Below are 17,782 nucleotides of genomic sequence, written 5' to 3' on the forward strand. Positions count from 1 at the left end.
GGCTTGAAGGTACTGGTCACGGGAGCGACCGGTTTTGTCGGTCGCCATCTGGTTGCGGCGTTGCTCGCCCGTGGGCATTCGGTGCGGGCTGTGGCACGCAATGGACAGGCTGCGGGAAAACTGCCGTGGATCGACGATGTCGAGTTCATCGCTGCCGATGTGCACGCCGAAGACCTCGACCTAGTCAGCTTGACGGCTGGTGTCGATGCGTTGGTGCATCTGGCTTGGCCAGGCCTGCCGAACTATCAGGCGCTGTTCCACTTCGAGCACAACCTGTTTGCCGACTACCGCTTCATCAAGCGGGCGGTCGAGGCCGGCGTGCCCCAGGTGCTGGTCACCGGCACTTGTTTCGAGTACGGCATGCAGAGCGGTCCGCTGAGTGAGGCGGCGATGCCGCAGCCGAGCAATCCCTACGGTCTGGCGAAGAATACCCTGCGCCTGTTCCTGGAGGCGCTGCGCCAGCAACTGCCGTTCAATCTGCAGTGGGTTCGGCTGTTCTACCTGTACGGCGAGGGGCAGAACCCGAAGAGCCTGCTGGCCAGCCTGGACCGGGCCATTGACGCCGGTGCCGAGCGCTTCGATATGTCGGCAGGTGAGCAACTGCGGGACTACCTGCCGATCGAGGTGGCCGCCGGCTACCTGGCGCGGTTATTGGAGCAGCGGGATTTTTCCGGAGTGGTCAATTGTGCAAGCGGCCAGCCGATAGCGGTCAGGACCCTGGTCGAACGACGCCTGCGCGAACGCGGTGCCTCGATCGCCCTGAACCTGGGTCACTATGGTTACCCCAGCCACGAGCCCATGGCGTTCTGGGGCGTTGCGCAGCGGCTGCAACAGCTATTGGGAGTCGAACATGGCGCATGAGTTGTATCGGGCAAGCGGCTTGCCGGTGCTGCAGAACCGTACCTTTACCGACGCGGCCTCGGCCAGGGCTTCGGCCAGTGCCGACATGGTCCTGGTACAGGACGAGGTCAGCGGGCTGATCTTCAACCAGGCTTTCGATGCCGACAAGCTGAGCTACGACAGCGATTATCAGAACGAGCAGGCCCACTCCGGTCAATTCCAGCGGCACCTGAACGATGTGGAAGGCATCATTGCCCGGCACTTCAAGGGGCGGAGCCTGATCGAGGTCGGTTGTGGCAAGGGTTATTTCCTCGAACTGCTGCGCGGGCTGGGCTACCGCATCACCGGCATCGACCCGGCCTACGAGGGCAGCAACCCCGAGGTGATCAAGGCACCGTTCACCCGTGGCCTGGGCCTGGCTGCCGATGCGCTGGTGCTGCGGCATGTGTTGGAGCACATTGCCGACCCGTTGGCGTTCCTCGCGGCGATGGCCGAGGCCAATCAGGGTGGGCAGATCTATATCGAGGTGCCGTGCTTCGACTGGATCGTCGAGCACCGGGCCTGGTTCGACCTGTTCTATGAGCATGTGAACTACTTCCGCCTGGATGACTTGCGCCGCCTGTTCGGCACCGTGCACGAGGCCGGTCACCTGTTTGGTGGGCAGTACCTGTACATCGTCGCCGACCTCGGCAGCCTGCGCCTGACGCCGAGCGAGCCGGTGCGCCGCCAGCAGTTGCCGGATGATTTCAGCGCCAGCCTGGACCGGGCAGTGCGCATTATCCGTGAGGCACCCGGGCAGTGCTCCTGTATCTGGGGGGCCTCGTCCAAGGGTGTGATCTATTCGCTGGCCCTGCAACGGGCGGGGGTGTCGGTGGACCGGGTGGTGGATATCAACCCGGCCAAGCAGGGGCGTTATCTACCCCTGAGCGGTATGCGCGTGTCGTCGCCGCAGGAGGCAATGGCCGTCTTGCCTGAAGGCGCCAACCTGTTTGTGATGAATTCCAATTACCTCGAAGAAATCAAGCGCATGACCGGTGGACGCTACGTCTACCACGCCGTCGATAGCGCCTCCTTTCAATGAACTTTTGCGAGAAAGAACCCATGAGCAATAACCCGATTCAAGCTTTCGAAGCCGAGTGCAAGGCTGAAATCGCCGCCCAGGGCCAGGATGAGAAACTCCAGGGCCTGGCCCGCGAATTCTTCAACGAATCCGCCCGGCACAAGTACAGCTACCACTTCTCCTGGATGGGGCGACCGATCATCCAGTTGCCCCAGGACATGATGGCGATGCAGGAGATCATCTGGCAGGTCAAGCCGGACCTGGTGATCGAGTGCGGTATCGCCCACGGCGGTTCGATCATCTACTACGCCTCGCTGCTGGAGCTGCAGGGCCATGGCGAGGTGCTGGGGATCGATCGTGACATCCGTCCGCACAACCGCGAGGCGATCGAAAGCCACCCGATGAGCAAGCGCATCAGCATGATCGAGGGGTCGAGCATCGACCCGGCGGTGGTCGAGCAGGTACGTGCCGCGGCTGTCGGCAAGAAGGTGATCCTGGTTCTGGACTCCAACCACACTCACGAGCACGTGCTGGAAGAGCTGCGCCTGTACGCGCCGCTGGTTTCGGTCGGCAGCTATTGCGTGGTGATGGACACCGTGGTGGAGGACATGCCGCCGGAGTTCTTCCCCGATCGCCCGTGGGGCCCTGGCGACAACCCGAAGACCGCGGTCTGGGCCTACCTGGAAGAGAACCGCGATTTCGAGATCGATAAGCAACTGGAGAACAAGTTGCTGGTCACTGTCGCACCGGATGGCTATCTGCGCCGGGTGCGTTGAGCCGCCACATCATCTTGGGTTCATTGGTCGATTCGGCAGTTTGGGGATAGGTTATGCAAGGCAAGTACGTTTTCGAGCAGGCGCGGCTCCTGGGGGATGGGGAATCCCTGGGTGATCTGTTGACGGTGGTGATGGTCACCCATAATCGGCCGGCGTTCCTGCGCCGGGCGGTGGTCTATTACAGTGCCCTGCCTTGCAAGCTGCTGATTCTCGACTCGTCGGCCGAGCCTTGCGCCGAGGTCGCCGAGGGTCGCCCTTCGGTCGAGTACCTGCACGTACCGCAATACGACTACTGGAAGCTGCAGGACAAGTTCGCCCACGGCGTGATGAGCGTGAAGACGCCCTACATGGTGTTCGCCGCCGACGACGATTTCATTCTTCATGACTCACTCAGCCAGTCCGTGGCCTTCCTGGAGGATCATCCCGACTACGGCATGTGCCACGGCTACTGCCTGATGTACCTGACCCTGGCCAACAGTGTCCTCTACTACCGCCGTGACAAGAAGGTCTGCGAGGACTATGGTTCCGAGCATGCGCAGGACCGCGTGCTGAGCTACATGGGCCAGTACCTGCCGCCGTTCTACGCGGTGCACCGTACGGACCTGATGCGCGACTGGCACTCGGCGATGCCCAAGGAGACGAGTTTCCAGTGGCAGGAAATCGGTCACGTCTACTACATGCTGGCCCGGGCCAAGGCGCGGATCCTGCCAACCCCCTACGTGGTGCGCGAGCTCAACTATGGTGATTCGGAGCACAGTACCGAAGTCTACCACTCGCTGTCCTACACCGATGCCAAGTCGACCGCCGAGCGTGAAGCGTTCGCCGAGTTCCTGGCGACACTGCCCACCGGCATTGAGGGCCTGGATCAGGCCCAGACCAAGGCCTTCGCCCTGGAAAGCTTCGAGGCTATGGTCGACAGCCTGCGCAGCGGTCGGGCGCTGACTGTTGAGATGATCTTCGACTCGACCTGGAACAGCATCGATGAGCCGCCACAGCGGCGCTTCGGACCCAAGCAGTACATGGAGATGCCGTTCTACAATCAGATTTTCTTCGATCAACTGACCCGGTTCGAATTCCTGTTGCATGCCATGCCCGCCGGCCGTTCGCAGTTGCAGCGGTTGGAAGCGGCCTGGACCCGTCAACAGGCGCTCATGCGCCCACACAACAACGACACCCCGGAAAGCGTGGTCGATCGGCTGTGGCAGGCCCACGATTGCAACCTGTTCAACCGGCGGGTGATCAGGGCCCTGGCGCAACAGCTCGAGGTCCTCGGTGAACATGACGATGCCCAGCGTATCGCCGCCTGGAGCGAGCGTCTGGATGCGGTGTCGAGCGAAGACAACCGGGCGACGTTCGATGCCATGCTCTCGGGGCGCCTGCTGCACTGGCTGGATGCGCGTGAACCGGATGCCGGCGAACGCCAGGCGATTGCCGAGTATCAGGCCCAACAGGGCAGTGGTCCGGTGTTCGGCCTGATGCTGCTGGACCTCACGGACGATGTCGACAAGCTTCAGGTGACCCTCGACAGTCTGCTGGAAGGGCACAGCAAGGCCTTTCGCATCGCGGTCTTCACTACGGGTGAACCACAGGCGGCGACGACGCTGCAGAATACCCTGCACTTCATCCGGGTGACCGAGGGCAACTACGTCGACAAGCTCAACCAGTTCGCCCGCCAGTCGTCCTGCGACTGGTTGATGCTGGCCCAGGTTGGCGACGAGTTCACTGCCAGCGGCCTGCTGAAGGCCGGCCTGGAGTTGCGTCACGCCGAGGGCTGCCGCGCGGTATGCATCGATGAAATCCAGCGCGATGAAAATGGTGCGCTGACCGATGTCTTCCGCCCGGGCTTCAACCCCGACCTGCTGTTGAGCGTACCGGCCCTGATGGCGCGGCACTGGTTGATCCGGCGTGATGTGCTGGTCGAGGCCGGCGGCTACAGTGCCGACTACCGCGATGCCCTGGAGTTCGACCTGCTGCTGCGGTTGATCGAGCAGGGCGGTCTGGCCGGACTTGCACACCTGGACGAGCCTCTGCTGATTTGCGCGAAGCCGGAGCTGAAGGAGAACGCCCACGAGCGCTCGACGCTGTTGCGCCACCTCGGCGTGCGTGGCTACAAGGCCCAGGTCAGCTCCCAGGAGCCGGGTACCTACATGATCGACTACCGGCACACTGAACGTCCGCTGGTCTCGATCGTCATCCATGGCGCGGCGGAATTCGACGAGTTGGAGCGCTGCCTGACTGCAGTGCTGCAGCGCACGCGTTACCTGAACTACGAAGTGCTGGTGGCCGATCACCCGAGCCGTGCCGAGGCGTTGTCCAGCTGGCTGCTGGGGCAGCCGCAGGCCAGCAAGGTCAGGGTGCTGCAGTCTGACTGGTCGAGCACTCCGGCCTTCTGCAATGCCGCGGCGCGTCAGGCAAGTGGCGAATACCTGGTGCTGCTGGCGGCTGACAGTGAGGTGGTCAACCCCAACTGGATCGAGTCGTTGCTCAACCAGGCGCTGCGTCCGGAAGTCGGGGTGGTCGGTGCCAAGTTCTATAACCGCGATGGCAAGATCTCCCAGGCTGGTCTGATTCTCGGCCTGAACGAGGGCATCGACTCACCGTTCGTGGGCGAGAAGAAGGACGCCAAGGGCTATATGCAACGCCTGGCGGTCGAGCAGAACTACTCGGCAGTCTCGGCGGTGTGCCTGATGGTGCGCAAGGCGCTCTTCGATGCGCTGGGTGGTCTGGACGAGGGCGATTTTGCCGAGGGCTTCAGTGAAGTCGATCTGTGCCTGAACATCGGTCAGGCCGGATACCTGGTGTCGTGGACGCCGCAGGTGCAGGTTCTGCATCCGGGCGTGCTGCCCAAGGCGCCACTGGCCCTGGCGGCACTGCGCGAGAAGTGGGCGGCGAACCTGGCGGCCGACCCGGCGTACAACTCGAACCTGGCGTTGCAGGGCAAGGGTTTCACCCTGGGCGCGGCTTACCACGTGGATTGGGCGCAGTTGCTGGTGTAGGCCGGCATTCGAAGAAAGGAACTCAGGGTATGTGCAAGAGCAAATCGATGCTTGTCGCCGTTGCTGGCGAGTTCCTCGCTGGCAACTTTCCTGATCCACTGCGTGAGCCGTTTCGGCCAGAGGTGCAGCCATGACCCCCTATCAGATTCCCTATGGTCATCAGAGTATCGAACAGGCTGACATCGACGCGGTGGTCGAGGTGCTCAAGTCGCCCTGGCTGACCCAGGGGCCGACGATTCCACGCTTCGAGGCAGCCCTGGCGGAACATTGTCAGGCCGACTTCGCGGTAGCGGTGTGCAATGCCACCGCCGCCCTGCACATCGCCTGCCTGGCGGCCGGGTTGGGGGCGGGGGATCTTCTGTGGACCAGTCCGAACACTTTCGTCGCCTCCGCCAACTGTGCCCGCTATTGCGGGGCCGAGGTGGACTTCGTCGATATCGACCCGCAGACCCTGAACCTCAGTGCCGGCTTGCTGGCGCGCAAGCTGGAGAGTGCCGCGACGGCCGGTCGTCTGCCCAAGGTGGTGGTGGCTGTCGCCTTCGCCGGGCAGAGCTGCGACATGCGCGCCATTGCCGAATTGGCCGAGCGGTACGGATTCACCCTGATCGAGGATGCCTCCCATGCAGTGGGCGCCTCTTATCTCGGTCGGCCGGTGGGCTGTGGCGACTACGCGGCGATGACCATCTTCAGTTTCCATCCGGTGAAGATCATCACCTCGGCCGAGGGCGGGATGGTGCTGACCAACAGTGCCGAACTGGCCGAACGCCTGCGCCGCCTGCGTAGCCATGGCATCACGGGCGATCCGGCGCAGATGAACGTGCCCGAGCATGGCCTCTGGTACTACCAGCAGCTGGAACTGGGCTGCAACTACCGGATGACCGATCTGCACGCGGCACTGGGGCTGTCCCAGGCTGCCCGGCTCGACAGTTTCGTCGCCCGGCGGCGCGAGCTGGCGGCGCGCTACGACCGTCTGCTGGCCGACCTGCCATTGACCCTGCCGGTGGCGCAGCCGGGGGCCGAGTCGGCCTGGCACCTGTATGTGGTGCGTCTGCAACTGGAACGTATCCGGGTCAGTCAGCGTGAGGTCTTCGACACCCTGCGGGCCGCCGGAATCGGTGTGAACCTGCACTACATCCCGGTGCACCTGCAGCCCTACTACCGTGAGCAGGGTTTCAAGGATGGCGATTTTCCCGAAGCCGAGCGTTACTTCGGCGAAGCGGTCAGCCTGCCGTTGTTCCCGCTGCTCACCGAGGAGCAACAGGACTATGTGGTCGAGCAGTTGCGAAACCTTGTCGGTTAAACGATGTTCATTGCTTCGAGGAAAGAGTCAGCCATGCGTGAGTTCAGCGAGCAGGAAGCCTTCTGGCGCGGCGAGTTCGGTGATGAGTACCTGGGGCGCAACCAGGGCCATGAACTGATCGCCGCCAACCTGGCGTTGTTCGCCAAGGCGCTGGCACGCACGGTCCGGCTCGACAGCCTGCTGGAGCTGGGCACCAACACCGGCAACAACCTGCGGGCCTTGCACCAGTTGCTGCCCGGTTGCCGGTTGCAGGGCGTGGAAATCAACGCCAGGGCCTGCGAGCAGGCGAACGGATTGGGCATCGCCGAGGTCTGGCACGGCTCGCTGTTCGACTATCCGCGCGAGCAGCGTTTCGACCTGACGCTGAGCAAGGGCGTGCTGATCCATCTGGCGCCCGAGCTGTTGGCGGCGGCCTATGAGCAACTCTACGAACTGAGCGGGCGCTACATCCTGTTGGCCGAGTACTACAACCCGGTGCCGGTCGAGGTGTCCTATCGCGGTCACGGCGGCAAGTTGTTCAAGCGCGACTTCGCCGGCGAGATGCTCGATCGCTACCGCGACCTGCAGTTGCTCGACTATGGCTTCGGTTACCACCGCGACCGGCAGTTCCCGGTCGACGATCTGAACTGGTTCCTGCTGGAAAAACGTCCTTGAGCGCCGTGGCGATCATCCCCGCGCGGGGTGGCAGCAAGCGGATCCCGCGCAAGAACCTCAAGCTGTTCCATGGCGAGCCGATGATCGCGCGCTCGATCCGGCTGGCGCTGAACAGCGGGCTGTTCGAGCAGGTGGTGGTCAGTACCGACGATGCGCAGATCGCCGAGGTGGCGCGCGAGCAGGGCGCGCGCGTGCCGTTCATGCGGCCGGCAACGTTGGCCGATGATTTCACCGGTACTGCGGCGGTGATCGCCCATGCCGTCGAGGCGTTGGTGCAGCAGGGCCAGGTTTTCGACTATGCCTGTTGCATCTATGCCACGGCGCCGCTGTTGCAGGGGCGTTTCCTGCGCGAAGGCTTCGAGTTGCTGGAGCGGCATCCCGAGCGCTCTTTCGCGTTCTCCGTCTGCGAGTTCGGCTTTCCGATCCAGCGCGCACTGACCCTGACGGACGAGGGGGCGTTGACCGCGCTCTACCCGGAGCACCGCCAGACCCGTTCCCAGGATCTGCCGCCGGCGTTCCAGGATGCCGGGCAGTTCTACTGGGGGCGCTGCGCCGCCTGGTTGCGTGGCGATGTACTGTTTTCCGAGATGAGCCTGCCGGTCCTGCTGCCGCGCCATCTGGTCCAGGATATCGATACGCCTGAGGATTGGCTCCGGGCGGAGTACCTGTACTCGGCCTTGCAGGCCGCAGGGGAGTTGCAGTCGTGAGAGTGCTGTTTCGGGCTGACGCTTCGGCCGCCATTGGTAGCGGGCACGTTGCCCGTTGCCTGACGTTGGCCGCGATCCTGCGTGCCGGCGGTGCCCAGGTGCTGTTCGCCTGTCGGGACCTGCCCGGCAATGCCCTGGCCCGGCTGGCCGGGGAGGGGTGGCGCAGTGTGGTCCTGCCGGGTGCCTATCCGGGTGAAGAGCCCGCCCTGGGTATCGAGGCGCCGTTGCCCTGGCAGGCCGATATCGAGGCCCTGGAGTGCAGCCTGGCGGGGGAGCCGGCATTCGACTGGATCGTCGTCGACCACTATGGCCTCGACCATCGCTGGCAGACTGCCGCTCGACGCTGGGCAGGGCGGATCGCGGCGATCGATGACCTGAACAACCGCCAGCATGCGGTGGACCTTCTCTTCGACCAGAATTTCACCGCCGGCGACCCCGAGTATGCCGCACGGACCCTGGCGCCTTGCCGGCAACTGCTCGGCCCACGCTACGCGCTGATTCGCGACGAGTTCCGCCGCCCCCCGGTGCCGATCAACGTCCAGGCCGGGCGGGTACTGGTGAATTTCGGCGGGCTCGACGGGGCCGGGGAGACCTGGAAGGCGATGCTGGCCCTGGCGGATTTCCACGATCTGCAGGTTGATTTCGTCGCCGGCACGGCCAACCCACGGCTGGCGCAACTGCAGGCGATGGCCGCGGATCGCCCATCGTGGCGGGTGCAGACCTTCGTCAAGGATTTTGCCGAGCTGATGGCCGGCGCCGATCTGTTCATCGGGGCCGGTGGCGGCACCAGTTGGGAGCGGGCCGCACTGGGCTTGCCGACCCTGTGCATCGCGGTGGCCGAGAACCAGCAGGCCAACGCCGAACGGCTGGCGGCGGCGGGTGCGCATATCTATCTGGGTACCAGCCAGGCGGTGGATGTCGATCACCTGAAGCGGGCGGTGGGTTTCGTGCTGGGCAATGTCGGCTTGCGCCGCAGCCTGGCCGAGCGCTCGCGTGGCCTGGTCGACGGGCTCGGTGCCCGACGTTTTGCCGTCGCCCTGTTGGGGGCGGGCCTCGACGTGCGGCAGGTGACACCAGAGGATTCACGGCGCTTGTTCGATGGTCGCAACCATGAGCCGGTCCGTCGGGCGTCGCTGAACAGCGCGCCGATCGAGTGGCCGGCGCATCAGGCCTGGCTGGCGGCGAAGCTGCGCGATCGCACCTGCCTGCTGCTGATCGCCGAAGCGGCGGATGGCCCGGTGGGCGTGCTGCGCTATGACCTGGCGGACGAGCGCGCCGAGGTTTCCCTGTACCTGTTCGAGGGCCGCCTGGGGCTGGGCTGGGGCAGGGCGCTGCTGGCCCGTGGCGAACGGGCCTTGCGCGAGCATTGGCCGCAGGTGACGGTGATCGACGCCCGTGTGCTGCCGGATAACCCGGCATCGATCGAATTGTTTCGCAACAGCGGTTATGTCCAGTCGGTCAGCCGTTTCGAGCGTGTAGTGAAGGATCAGCTCCATGACTAGTTTCAAGATCGGCCAGCGCGTGATTGGCCCGGACGCACCGCCGTTCGTCATCGCCGAAATGAGCGGCAACCACAACCAGTCGCTGGAGGTGGCGCTGCAGATCGTCGAGGCGGCGGCCAGGGCCGGCGCCCATGCGCTGAAGTTGCAGACCTACACCGCCGACACCATGACCCTGGACCTGGCCGAGGGCGAGTTCTTCATCAAGGACCCCGGCAGCCTGTGGGCCGGCTCGTCGCTGTATGAACTCTACGAGAAGGCCCACACGCCCTGGGAGTGGCATGCGCCGATCTTCGCCCGGGCGAAAGAGCTGGGCATGCTGGCGTTTTCCACGCCTTTCGACGAAACGGCCGTGGATTTCCTCGAAAGCCTCGAGGTGCCGGCCTACAAGATCGCCAGTTTCGAGAACACCGACCTGCCGTTGATTCGTCGGGTCGCCGCGACGGGCAAGCCGTTGATCATCTCCACCGGCATGGCCAGCGTTGCCGAGCTGGATGAAACGGTCCGTGCCGCGCGAGCCGCCGGTTGTCGCGACCTAGTGCTGCTCAAGTGCACCAGCACCTACCCGGCGTCACCGCTCAACAGCCATATCCGCACCATTGCCCACCTGCAGCAACTGTTCGGCTGCCAGGTGGGGCTGTCCGACCATTCGATGGGGGTTGGCGTCGCGGTGGCGGCGGTGGCCCTGGGGGCGACCGTGGTGGAGAAACACTTCACCCTCGATCGTGCTGCCGGCGGGGTGGACGCCAGTTTCTCCCTGGAACCGGCCGAACTGGCCAGCCTGGTGGTGGAGACCGAGCGGGCCTGGCAGGCGTTGGGCCAGGTGCGTTATGGCGCCACCGAGGCGGAGCGCAAATCCCTGGTCTACCGGCGTTCGCTGTACGTGGTGCAGGACGTCGCCGAGGGCGAGCCCTTCACCGTGCAGAACGTGCGGGCGATCCGCCCCGGCCTGGGTTTGGCGCCCAAACATGCCGAGTCTGTGCTCGGGCGCAAGGCCCGGGCGGCCCTGAAACGCGGTACGCCCCTGGACTGGTCGTTGATCCAATAGCCTCCTTGGCATCGATTCGGGCAAAATAGGCGTGACTTGTGAGTCATGACGTGCATCTTCACAGTATTGTATTTTCCGGGGATGCGGGCGCCTGAGCCTTTTCGGTCGGTGATCGCCCCGTTGTATCCGCCGTTTTCGCCCTGTCTTGGGGTGACGGAAAATCCCTGTTGATCGGCGCCCCTCGATGCCTGCGAGCGGTGATATTCAGCTGTTTATTATTGGGAATTCATAATGATTGGCATAAAAAGCATTGCCAGTTACGTGCCGACAGCCGGCGTGGACAACTACGCTCAGGGTGCCAAATTCGCCAAGGATGAAGAGTTCATCCTGGGCAAGATCGGTTCCGCCTTCCTGCCGCGCAAAGACGCCGGGCAGGAAACCTCGGACCTGTGTGTCGAAGCGGCGAATGCCTTGTTCGCCAGCAATCCGCAACTCAAGCGCGAGAGCATCGACGCGCTGATCGTCGTCACCCAGAACGGTGACGAGGAAGGCCTGCCGCATACCGCGGCGATCGTCCAGGACAAGCTCGGCCTGCCGACCCACGTGGCGGCGTTCGACATTTCCCTGGGCTGCTCCGGCTACGTCTATGGCATCTATGCCATGAAGGGCTTCATGGAGGCCGCCGGCCTGAAGAATGGCCTGCTGATCACCGCCGACCCCTATTCGAAAATCGTCGATCCGGAAGACCGCAACACCACCATGCTGTTCGGCGATGCCGCGACCGCGACCTGGATGGGTGAAGACGCGCCCTGGCAGTTGGGCAAGTCGAAGTTCGGTACCGATGGCTCCGGCGCGCCGCACCTGAAGGTCAGCGACGGGGTGTTCTTCATGAACGGCCGCCAGGTGTTCAACTTCGCCCTGCTCAAGGTGCCGGCGCACCTGCACGAACTGCTCGAGGACTCGGGCCTGCAGCCGAGCGGTATCGACGCCTTCTGCATCCACCAGGGCAGTGCGGCGATCGTCGATGCGGTGGCGCGGCGTTTCGAGGACAAGCCGGAGAAGTTCATCAAGGACATGACCGAGACCGGCAACACCGTGTCCTCGAGCATTCCGCTGCTGCTGGAAAAGCACGTGCTCAACTCGACCTGGAAGCGCGTCGCCCTCAGTGGCTTCGGCGTTGGCCTGTCGTGGGGCTCGGCGATCATTCATCGACCCTGATTCCACAGGGCTGCAAAATAGCGCTCCGGGTGAGTTAACCTTGAGCGCTATTTTTTTGCGCGGAGCGAGGCAGGATGAGCGATAGCTTTGAGCGGAATGCCCGGATCATCGAGGCGCGCTGGCCGCGGGTGTGGCAGCGCCTGCTGGCCGAGGAGAGCGACCGGCTGGCCATCGAGCTGGTCGAGGGGCTGGGTTCGACGCTGAGTGTCGGCGGCGTGCAACTGACCAGTCGGCATGACCGTATCGCCGAGGCGCGCCTGCAGGCCGCCTGCCTGCCGCCTGGCAGTGCCACGCTGCATGTCTATGGCACGGGGCTGGGTGATCTGCAGCAGGTGCTGCTGGAGTCGCCGCAGTTGCAGCGGCTGAACGTGCATGTGCTCAATGGCGCGTTGTTCAAGCGGGTGCTCGGGCTGCTGGAGCAGGATGGCTGGCTGGCCGATCCGCGGGTCGAACTGGGTTATGCGGCCGATCATCCGGAAATCCTCTTCCCGTTTTTTGCGCTGCCGGCCGAGTTGGTCCTGGCCGACGATTGCAATGCGCGGATGCGCGACCGGCTGGTGGCCGAAGTGCACCTGAGTTTCAACAACCGCGAGTTCGACCCGCAATCCCCGGAGATACTTCAGCGCCTGGATGAGAGTTGCGGGATCTTCGCTGCCGATCGCGATGTTGCCGAGTTGTTCGCAACGCGAGCGGGGCAGCACTTCTACGTGATCGGCACCGGGCCGAGCCTCGAACAGCAGTTGGACAAGTTGCGCGCGGTTCGCGCCCAGGCGCAGCGCCCTCTGTTCATCAGTGTCGATACCGCCTACCGGCCGTTGCAGGAGCAGGGCATCAAGCCCGACCTAGTGGTGAGCATCGACCAGCGTATCGGCTTCAGGCACCTGCCGCCCGAGGCGTCCGAGGGGATTGCGCTGGTCTACATGCCCATGAGCGATCCCCAGGTGCTCCGGGCCTGGCAGGGGCCGCGCTATGGGGGCTATTCCGCCAGCCCGGTCTATGGGGCGGTTCGCCAACAGTTCCAGCGGGGCATGCTGTATGTCGGCGGCAGCGTGCTGCACCCGGCCGTGGATCTGGCGGTGAAGATGGGGGCCGCGACCATTACCCTGTTCGGCGCCGATTTCGCCTTCCCGATGAACAAGACCCACGCCGGCTGGAATGATGGCGAGCTCGGTCCGGGGGTCAACGAGGCGCGGCACTGGGTGCTCGATGGCAATGGCCAGCGGGTGCGCACGCAGTTGAATTTCCGTCGCTATCTCTGCGAACTGGAGCGTTATATCGCCGCGCATCCGCAGGTGCGTTTCCTCAACAGCAGCCGGGCGGGCGCGCGGATTATCGGCAGCGGGTTCGACCAGGAGTTCGTGCAATGAAGCCCTTCGAATACAGTATCGGCGAAGCGCGGCGCTGCTCGGCATTGTTCCGCTTCGGTCGCGATGTCGAGGCGGCGCTGGTGATGGTCGAGGTCTTCGACGGCATCCAGGCGCTGCTGCAGCAGGCACCTGCCGAGGTGCAACAGGCATGGACGCAACTGCTGGTGTCGATGCTCGACTGCCAGGAGCGCCAGGACTGGCTCGGATTGGCCGATACCCTGCAATACGAATTGGTCGAGCTGCTGGAGGTGGTCCAGGGGGCGTGAGGATGCCCTGGTGACGAACGGTTGGGCATGGGCGGTTCTCTGGCGCCATTTTTCCTGTTGGCGCTATGCGCTAAGCCTTTGTTTTTAGAGGGGTGGCAGGTTGCTAGCAAATTTTTTGAAAAAAGCCCTCAAGCAACCTGCCATACCGACGATAACTATTACGAAGGTTCTCTAGGCCACACCCGGCGGATGCCAGGGCCGGAAGCCGTAGTACACCACCCAACGAGGAATTCGTCATGGCTTTAACTGTAAACACCAACACTACGTCGCTGAACGTTCAGAAGAACCTGAACCGTGCTTCCGATGCCCTGTCTACCTCCATGCAGCGCCTGTCTTCCGGTCTGAAAATCAACAGCGCCAAAGACGACGCCGCTGGTCTGCAGATCTCCAACCGCATGTCTTCGCAGATCCGTGGTAACAACCAGGCTGTGCAGAACGCCAACGACGGTATCTCCGTTGCCCAGACCGCTGAAGGCGCTCTGCAAGCTTCGACCGACATCCTGCAGCGTATGCGTGAACTGGCTGTTAAAGCCCGTAACGGAACCAACGGCACTGCCGACCAGACCGCGACCAACGCCGAATTCGCTCAGATGTCTGACGAACTGACTCGTATCGCTCAGTCCACCAACCTGAACGGCAAATTCCTGCTGGACGGTTCGGCTGGTACCGTGACCCTGCAAGTCGGCGCCAACACCGGCACCGCCAACCACATCGACCTGGTTCTGAGCTCGAAATTCGACGCCGCCAGCCTGTCGGTAGGTAGCGGTACTGTGGTTCTGACCGGTACCACCGGTACTGGTGCAGGTTCGGCCTCGGACAACATCGACAACGCGATCACCGCTATCGACGCGGCAATCGCTACCATCGGTGCTACCCGTGCCAACCTGGGTGCTTCGCAGAACCGTCTGACCAGCACCATCTCCAACCTGCAGAACATCAACGAAAACACCACTGCTGCACAAGGTCGCGTACAAGATACCGACTTCGCCGCGGAAACTGCTAACCTGACCAAGCAGCAGACCCTGCAACAGGCTTCCACCTCTGTTCTGGCTCAGGCTAACCAACTGCCTTCCGCTGTACTGAAGCTGCTTCAGTAATTTCGGAATGAGTTTTGGCGGGGGAGTGTGCTTGCCACGCTCTCTCGCCTTTTTACGTTGAGAGGTGATGAAGATGGACATGAGTGTAAAGCTTAATCTGTCTTATCCAGCTGTTCTGCCAGCCAGTTCCAACAGCACCACTGTGGTTGATAAGACGGCTGCGGCACCTCAGGCGGATAAGGTGCAAGCGGCTCCAGACACCGACGCCACCAACAAGGATGCGGATTCCTCCGAAAGACTCAAGCGGGCTGTTCAGGATATTGAAAAGTTCGTGCAGTCGATCAAGCGTAACCTGGAGTTCTCGATTGACGAACATTCCGGGAAAGTCATCGTCAAGGTCATCGCCAGCGAGACGGGCGAGGTGGTCAGGCAGATCCCTTCCGCCGAGGCCATGAAGTTGGCTGACAGCCTGAGTTCGGCGAGCAGCCTACTGTTCGACGGAAAAGCCTGACAACTGGCATGAATAGTGTTTGCTGGATCTTTGGCTGTTGATAAAGGTCAAAAGATCGGCAGCAATCTGACGGGAGAGGCACATGGCAAGTCCAATTTTACCGGGAACGGGCCTAGGCTCGGGTCTGGATATCGGTTCGATCGTTACCGCGCTGGTGAACGCCGACAAGTCGGCGAAGCAGACGCAGATCGACACCGCGACAAAAACCAACACACTGAAGATTTCCGGTGTCGCGTCCCTGAAGAGCGCCCTGGCTGCGTTCCAGAAGACCATGACCGACCTGAGTGCTTCGCTCACCGCGTTCGCCGGTTATACGGCGACCTCGGGTACGGCGACCACGCTGAGCGCGACTGCCGATAACACCGCCGTTCCAGGCACCTACAACGTTGTCGTGTCGAGCCTGGCCACGGGTTCGAAGGTGGCCAGCGCCGCATTTGCCGGCGGTGCCAGCAGTGCCATTCCGAGTGGTACCCTGACTATCAGTCAAAATGGCACTAACTACAATGTCGACATCCCGGCCAATGCCACCTTGCAGAGTACCCGGGACCTGATCAACAACAAGCTGGCGGGCAATGGCTTCTCGGCCAACATCGTCACCGACAGCAGCGGTGCTTCGCGCATGGTGATCAGTTCGACCACCACGGGTGCGGGCTCCGACATCAAGGTCAGCGGTATCGCCGGCCTGGAGATTGACGGTACCCAGGTGATGAGCAGTACTCCGTCATCGACGGACTCCGGTGCGGTCAGTGCCCTGGCCACGGATGCTTCGCTGACCGTCGATGGCCTGAAAGTGACCAGCAAGAGCAATACCGTGACCGGTGCGATCAGCGGCCTGACCCTGAATCTTTTGTCGGCCGGTGCTCCCGGCGTCGGTGCCAGCTCGACGGTCACCGTGGCGACCAATACCGACGGCCTGCAGAAATCGATCCAGTCGTTCGTCGATTCCTACAACACCCTGATGAGTACCATCAACTCCCTGTCCAAGGCGACGGCGGATGCCAATGGCAAGCTGACGGTGTCTGCGGCGTTCACCGGTGACTCCCTGCCGCGTTCGCTGATTTCCGACATTCGCGAGCAGCTTACGGCTCCGGGGCCGGGTGGGGCGCTGTCGGTGCTGTCGCAGTTGGGCGTGTTGACGGTGGCGGGCAGTGATGCCAGCAATTCCGGTAATCTGTCCCTCGATACCGCCGCGTTCAACAAGGCCATGGCCAAGCCAGGCATGAGCGGTCAGGTGCAGCAGTTGTTCAACGGTACCAACTCGACCAATGGCCTGTTTTCGCGCATCGGTAACACCCTCGACACCTACCTGGGTAAACAGGTCGCCGGAACCAGCCTGCGTACGGGTGGTTTGCTCGACGACCGCAACACCAGCCTGCAGAAGGTGGCCAAGAACCTGACCGAGCAGCAGGCGGCATTGGACTTGCGGGTCGCCAACATGACCAAGACCCTGACGGCCAAGTACAACGCCATGGATCTGTTGGTCGGGCAGATGAAAGCGACGGCGTCCAGTATCACCTCGTTCTTCACCTCGCTGAACGCGCAACAGTCCGCCAAGTAATCTGGGCTGACGCCAAAAACCCGGCTACGCTGAATGGCGCGCCGGGTTTTTGCCTTTCGGGTTAAAGTTTTTTGACTCGAAGGCGATACACTGGTCATACGAACTTTTAGAGTGGCAGCGAGGTACGACATGAACCCGATGTTAGCCCTTCGGCAATATCAGAAAGTGGGGGCCCAGGCACAGACCTCCGAGGCCAGTCCTCACCGTCTGGTGCAAATGCTGATGGAAGGTGGCCTGGATCGCATCGCGCAGGCCAAGGGGGCTATCGCGCGCAATGATATCCCCGCCAAGTGCGTGGCGATCGGCAAGGCCATTGGTATCGTCGGTGGCCTGCGTGAGGGGCTGGACCTGGAGAAGCAGGCGGATGCCCTGGCTGATCTGGACAGTCTCTATGCCTACATGATGAAGCGTCTGGCCGAAGCCAACATCAAGTCCGATCCGAAGATCCTTGATGAAGTCGCAGGCCTGCTCAGCACGGTCAAAGAGGGTTGGGACGCCATTGGCGCGCCCACTCCACAGTTCTAGGGAGCACAGCGTCATGAGCCTCGTACTGCAGCGTATCCAGGAAACCCGTGAAGCCTTGGTGAAGGCCCTTGCCGAGCGTGACTGGGGTAGCATTGCCGAGCTGGACCTTGCATGCCGTGCCTGTATGGAGGATGTGCTCAATGAGGCATCGGTCGATGAGGATGCCTTGCGCAGTAACCTGGAAGAGCTGTTGCACGTCTATCGACAGTTGCTGGAGACGGCGATGGCGGAGCGGCAGGCGATAGTCGACGAGATGCAGCACCTGCAACAGGCGCAGAACGCGGCGAAGGTTTACCATTTGTTCGGTTGACACAGGGTTAATCGAAACGTATTGCGCCATAAATTTGACTACGCACGATTTTTTGACTTAACTAGTGCTGTTTTTCCGATTTCAGTCGTCTTTGAAGGTGATAGCCCACCTCGGGCGTCAAGTGTTGCCCATCCATCCCGGGCATCGAGTTGACTAGGGAAGTTGCTATT

At 62.6% G+C, this 17,782-nt stretch carries 17 protein-coding genes; all 17 read left to right on the forward strand.

Annotation, left to right across the window (positions count from 1 at the left end; all coding sequences use genetic code 11):
- Positions 1–3 precede the first annotated feature (3 nt).
- Positions 4–861 carry an NAD-dependent epimerase/dehydratase family protein gene (locus ACMGT0_RS09465; RefSeq protein ID WP_081006077.1) on the forward strand — a complete coding sequence of 286 codons (858 nt, stop codon included), beginning with the start codon at positions 4–6 and terminating at the stop codon, positions 859–861.
- Complete coding sequence (locus tag ACMGT0_RS09470) at positions 851–1,921, forward strand: class I SAM-dependent methyltransferase (RefSeq protein WP_054060560.1); 1,071 nt, start codon at positions 851–853, stop codon at positions 1,919–1,921. The genes ACMGT0_RS09465 and ACMGT0_RS09470 overlap by 11 nt, the downstream gene beginning before the upstream one ends.
- A gap of 20 nt (positions 1,922–1,941) precedes the next feature.
- Entirely contained in the window at positions 1,942–2,676 is a 735-nt protein-coding gene (locus ACMGT0_RS09475; RefSeq protein ID WP_054060559.1) for a cephalosporin hydroxylase family protein, read from the forward strand.
- Positions 2,677–2,729: 53 nt separating this feature from the next.
- Entirely contained in the window at positions 2,730–5,672 is a 2,943-nt protein-coding gene (locus ACMGT0_RS09480; RefSeq protein WP_416772341.1) for a TIGR00180 family glycosyltransferase, read from the forward strand.
- Between the two features lie 130 nt (positions 5,673–5,802).
- Positions 5,803–6,972, forward strand: coding sequence for a UDP-4-amino-4,6-dideoxy-N-acetyl-beta-L-altrosamine transaminase (gene pseC, locus ACMGT0_RS09485; protein ID WP_054060557.1), 1,170 nt, complete (start codon positions 5,803–5,805; stop codon positions 6,970–6,972).
- Positions 6,973–7,005: 33 nt separating this feature from the next.
- On the forward strand, positions 7,006–7,626 hold the full coding sequence (locus tag ACMGT0_RS09490; protein WP_054060556.1) for a pseudaminic acid biosynthesis-associated methylase: 621 nt from the start codon (positions 7,006–7,008) through the stop codon (positions 7,624–7,626).
- Positions 7,623–8,333 (forward strand): pseudaminic acid cytidylyltransferase, encoded by a 711-nt coding sequence (gene pseF, locus ACMGT0_RS09495; RefSeq protein ID WP_054060555.1) that lies wholly within the window; start codon positions 7,623–7,625, stop codon positions 8,331–8,333. Before ACMGT0_RS09490 ends, pseF begins: the two co-directional genes overlap by 4 nt.
- A complete protein-coding gene (gene pseG / locus ACMGT0_RS09500) occupies positions 8,330–9,835 on the forward strand; it encodes a UDP-2,4-diacetamido-2,4,6-trideoxy-beta-L-altropyranose hydrolase (RefSeq protein ID WP_416772344.1) in 1,506 nt (501 codons plus the stop codon). The genes pseF and pseG overlap by 4 nt, the downstream gene beginning before the upstream one ends.
- A complete protein-coding gene (pseI, locus tag ACMGT0_RS09505; RefSeq protein ID WP_054060756.1) occupies positions 9,828–10,880 on the forward strand; it encodes a pseudaminic acid synthase in 1,053 nt (350 codons plus the stop codon). The genes pseG and pseI overlap by 8 nt, the downstream gene beginning before the upstream one ends.
- A gap of 231 nt (positions 10,881–11,111) precedes the next feature.
- Positions 11,112–12,038 carry a ketoacyl-ACP synthase III gene (locus ACMGT0_RS09510; RefSeq protein ID WP_416772347.1) on the forward strand — a complete coding sequence of 309 codons (927 nt, stop codon included), beginning with the start codon at positions 11,112–11,114 and terminating at the stop codon, positions 12,036–12,038.
- A gap of 74 nt (positions 12,039–12,112) precedes the next feature.
- Entirely contained in the window at positions 12,113–13,405 is a 1,293-nt protein-coding gene (locus tag ACMGT0_RS09515; RefSeq protein WP_416772349.1) for a motility associated factor glycosyltransferase family protein, read from the forward strand.
- Complete coding sequence (locus tag ACMGT0_RS09520; protein ID WP_416772350.1) at positions 13,402–13,671, forward strand: hypothetical protein; 270 nt, start codon at positions 13,402–13,404, stop codon at positions 13,669–13,671. The genes ACMGT0_RS09515 and ACMGT0_RS09520 overlap by 4 nt, the downstream gene beginning before the upstream one ends.
- Before the next feature lie 236 nt (positions 13,672–13,907).
- The gene (locus ACMGT0_RS09525; RefSeq protein WP_054060752.1) at positions 13,908–14,768 is read left to right on the forward strand and encodes a flagellin domain-containing protein; all 861 of its coding nucleotides are present in this window, start codon (positions 13,908–13,910) and stop codon (positions 14,766–14,768) included.
- Positions 14,769–14,841: 73 nt separating this feature from the next.
- On the forward strand, positions 14,842–15,219 hold the full coding sequence (locus ACMGT0_RS09530) for a flagellar protein FlaG (RefSeq protein WP_054060757.1): 378 nt from the start codon (positions 14,842–14,844) through the stop codon (positions 15,217–15,219).
- 82 nt (positions 15,220–15,301) lie between these two features.
- Positions 15,302–16,777 carry a flagellar filament capping protein FliD gene (gene fliD / locus ACMGT0_RS09535; protein ID WP_054060751.1) on the forward strand — a complete coding sequence of 492 codons (1,476 nt, stop codon included), beginning with the start codon at positions 15,302–15,304 and terminating at the stop codon, positions 16,775–16,777.
- Positions 16,778–16,906: 129 nt separating this feature from the next.
- On the forward strand, positions 16,907–17,302 hold the full coding sequence (fliS, locus tag ACMGT0_RS09540; protein WP_054060750.1) for a flagellar export chaperone FliS: 396 nt from the start codon (positions 16,907–16,909) through the stop codon (positions 17,300–17,302).
- A gap of 13 nt (positions 17,303–17,315) precedes the next feature.
- Positions 17,316–17,612 carry a hypothetical protein gene (locus tag ACMGT0_RS09545; protein ID WP_054064080.1) on the forward strand — a complete coding sequence of 99 codons (297 nt, stop codon included), beginning with the start codon at positions 17,316–17,318 and terminating at the stop codon, positions 17,610–17,612.
- The last annotated feature ends 170 nt before the right edge of the window (positions 17,613–17,782 follow it).

The organism is Pseudomonas sp. RHF3.3-3, from assembly GCF_048069595.1.
In the GTDB taxonomy this organism is placed as follows: Bacteria; Pseudomonadota; Gammaproteobacteria; order Pseudomonadales; family Pseudomonadaceae; genus Aquipseudomonas; species Aquipseudomonas fuscovaginae_B.

Bases quoted from the DNA above. Each gene is read 5' to 3' on its own strand.
- ACMGT0_RS09530 (WP_054060757.1), top strand. From the start codon at position 14,842: ATGGACATGAGTGTAAAGCTTAATCTGTCTTATCCAGCTGTTCTGCCA.
- ACMGT0_RS09480 (WP_416772341.1), top strand. From the start codon at position 2,730: ATGCAAGGCAAGTACGTTTTCGAGCAGGCGCGGCTCCTGGGGGATGGG.
- ACMGT0_RS09520 (WP_416772350.1), top strand. From the start codon at position 13,402: ATGAAGCCCTTCGAATACAGTATCGGCGAAGCGCGGCGCTGCTCGGCA.
- ACMGT0_RS09510 (WP_416772347.1), top strand. From the start codon at position 11,112: ATGATTGGCATAAAAAGCATTGCCAGTTACGTGCCGACAGCCGGCGTG.
- ACMGT0_RS09470 (WP_054060560.1), top strand. From the start codon at position 851: ATGGCGCATGAGTTGTATCGGGCAAGCGGCTTGCCGGTGCTGCAGAAC.
- ACMGT0_RS09490 (WP_054060556.1), top strand. From the start codon at position 7,006: ATGCGTGAGTTCAGCGAGCAGGAAGCCTTCTGGCGCGGCGAGTTCGGT.
- pseC (WP_054060557.1), top strand. From the start codon at position 5,803: ATGACCCCCTATCAGATTCCCTATGGTCATCAGAGTATCGAACAGGCT.
- fliS (WP_054060750.1), top strand. From the start codon at position 16,907: ATGAACCCGATGTTAGCCCTTCGGCAATATCAGAAAGTGGGGGCCCAG.
- ACMGT0_RS09545 (WP_054064080.1), top strand. From the start codon at position 17,316: ATGAGCCTCGTACTGCAGCGTATCCAGGAAACCCGTGAAGCCTTGGTG.
- pseI (WP_054060756.1), top strand. From the start codon at position 9,828: ATGACTAGTTTCAAGATCGGCCAGCGCGTGATTGGCCCGGACGCACCG.
- ACMGT0_RS09525 (WP_054060752.1), top strand. From the start codon at position 13,908: ATGGCTTTAACTGTAAACACCAACACTACGTCGCTGAACGTTCAGAAG.
- ACMGT0_RS09515 (WP_416772349.1), top strand. From the start codon at position 12,113: ATGAGCGATAGCTTTGAGCGGAATGCCCGGATCATCGAGGCGCGCTGG.
- ACMGT0_RS09475 (WP_054060559.1), top strand. From the start codon at position 1,942: ATGAGCAATAACCCGATTCAAGCTTTCGAAGCCGAGTGCAAGGCTGAA.
- fliD (WP_054060751.1), top strand. From the start codon at position 15,302: ATGGCAAGTCCAATTTTACCGGGAACGGGCCTAGGCTCGGGTCTGGAT.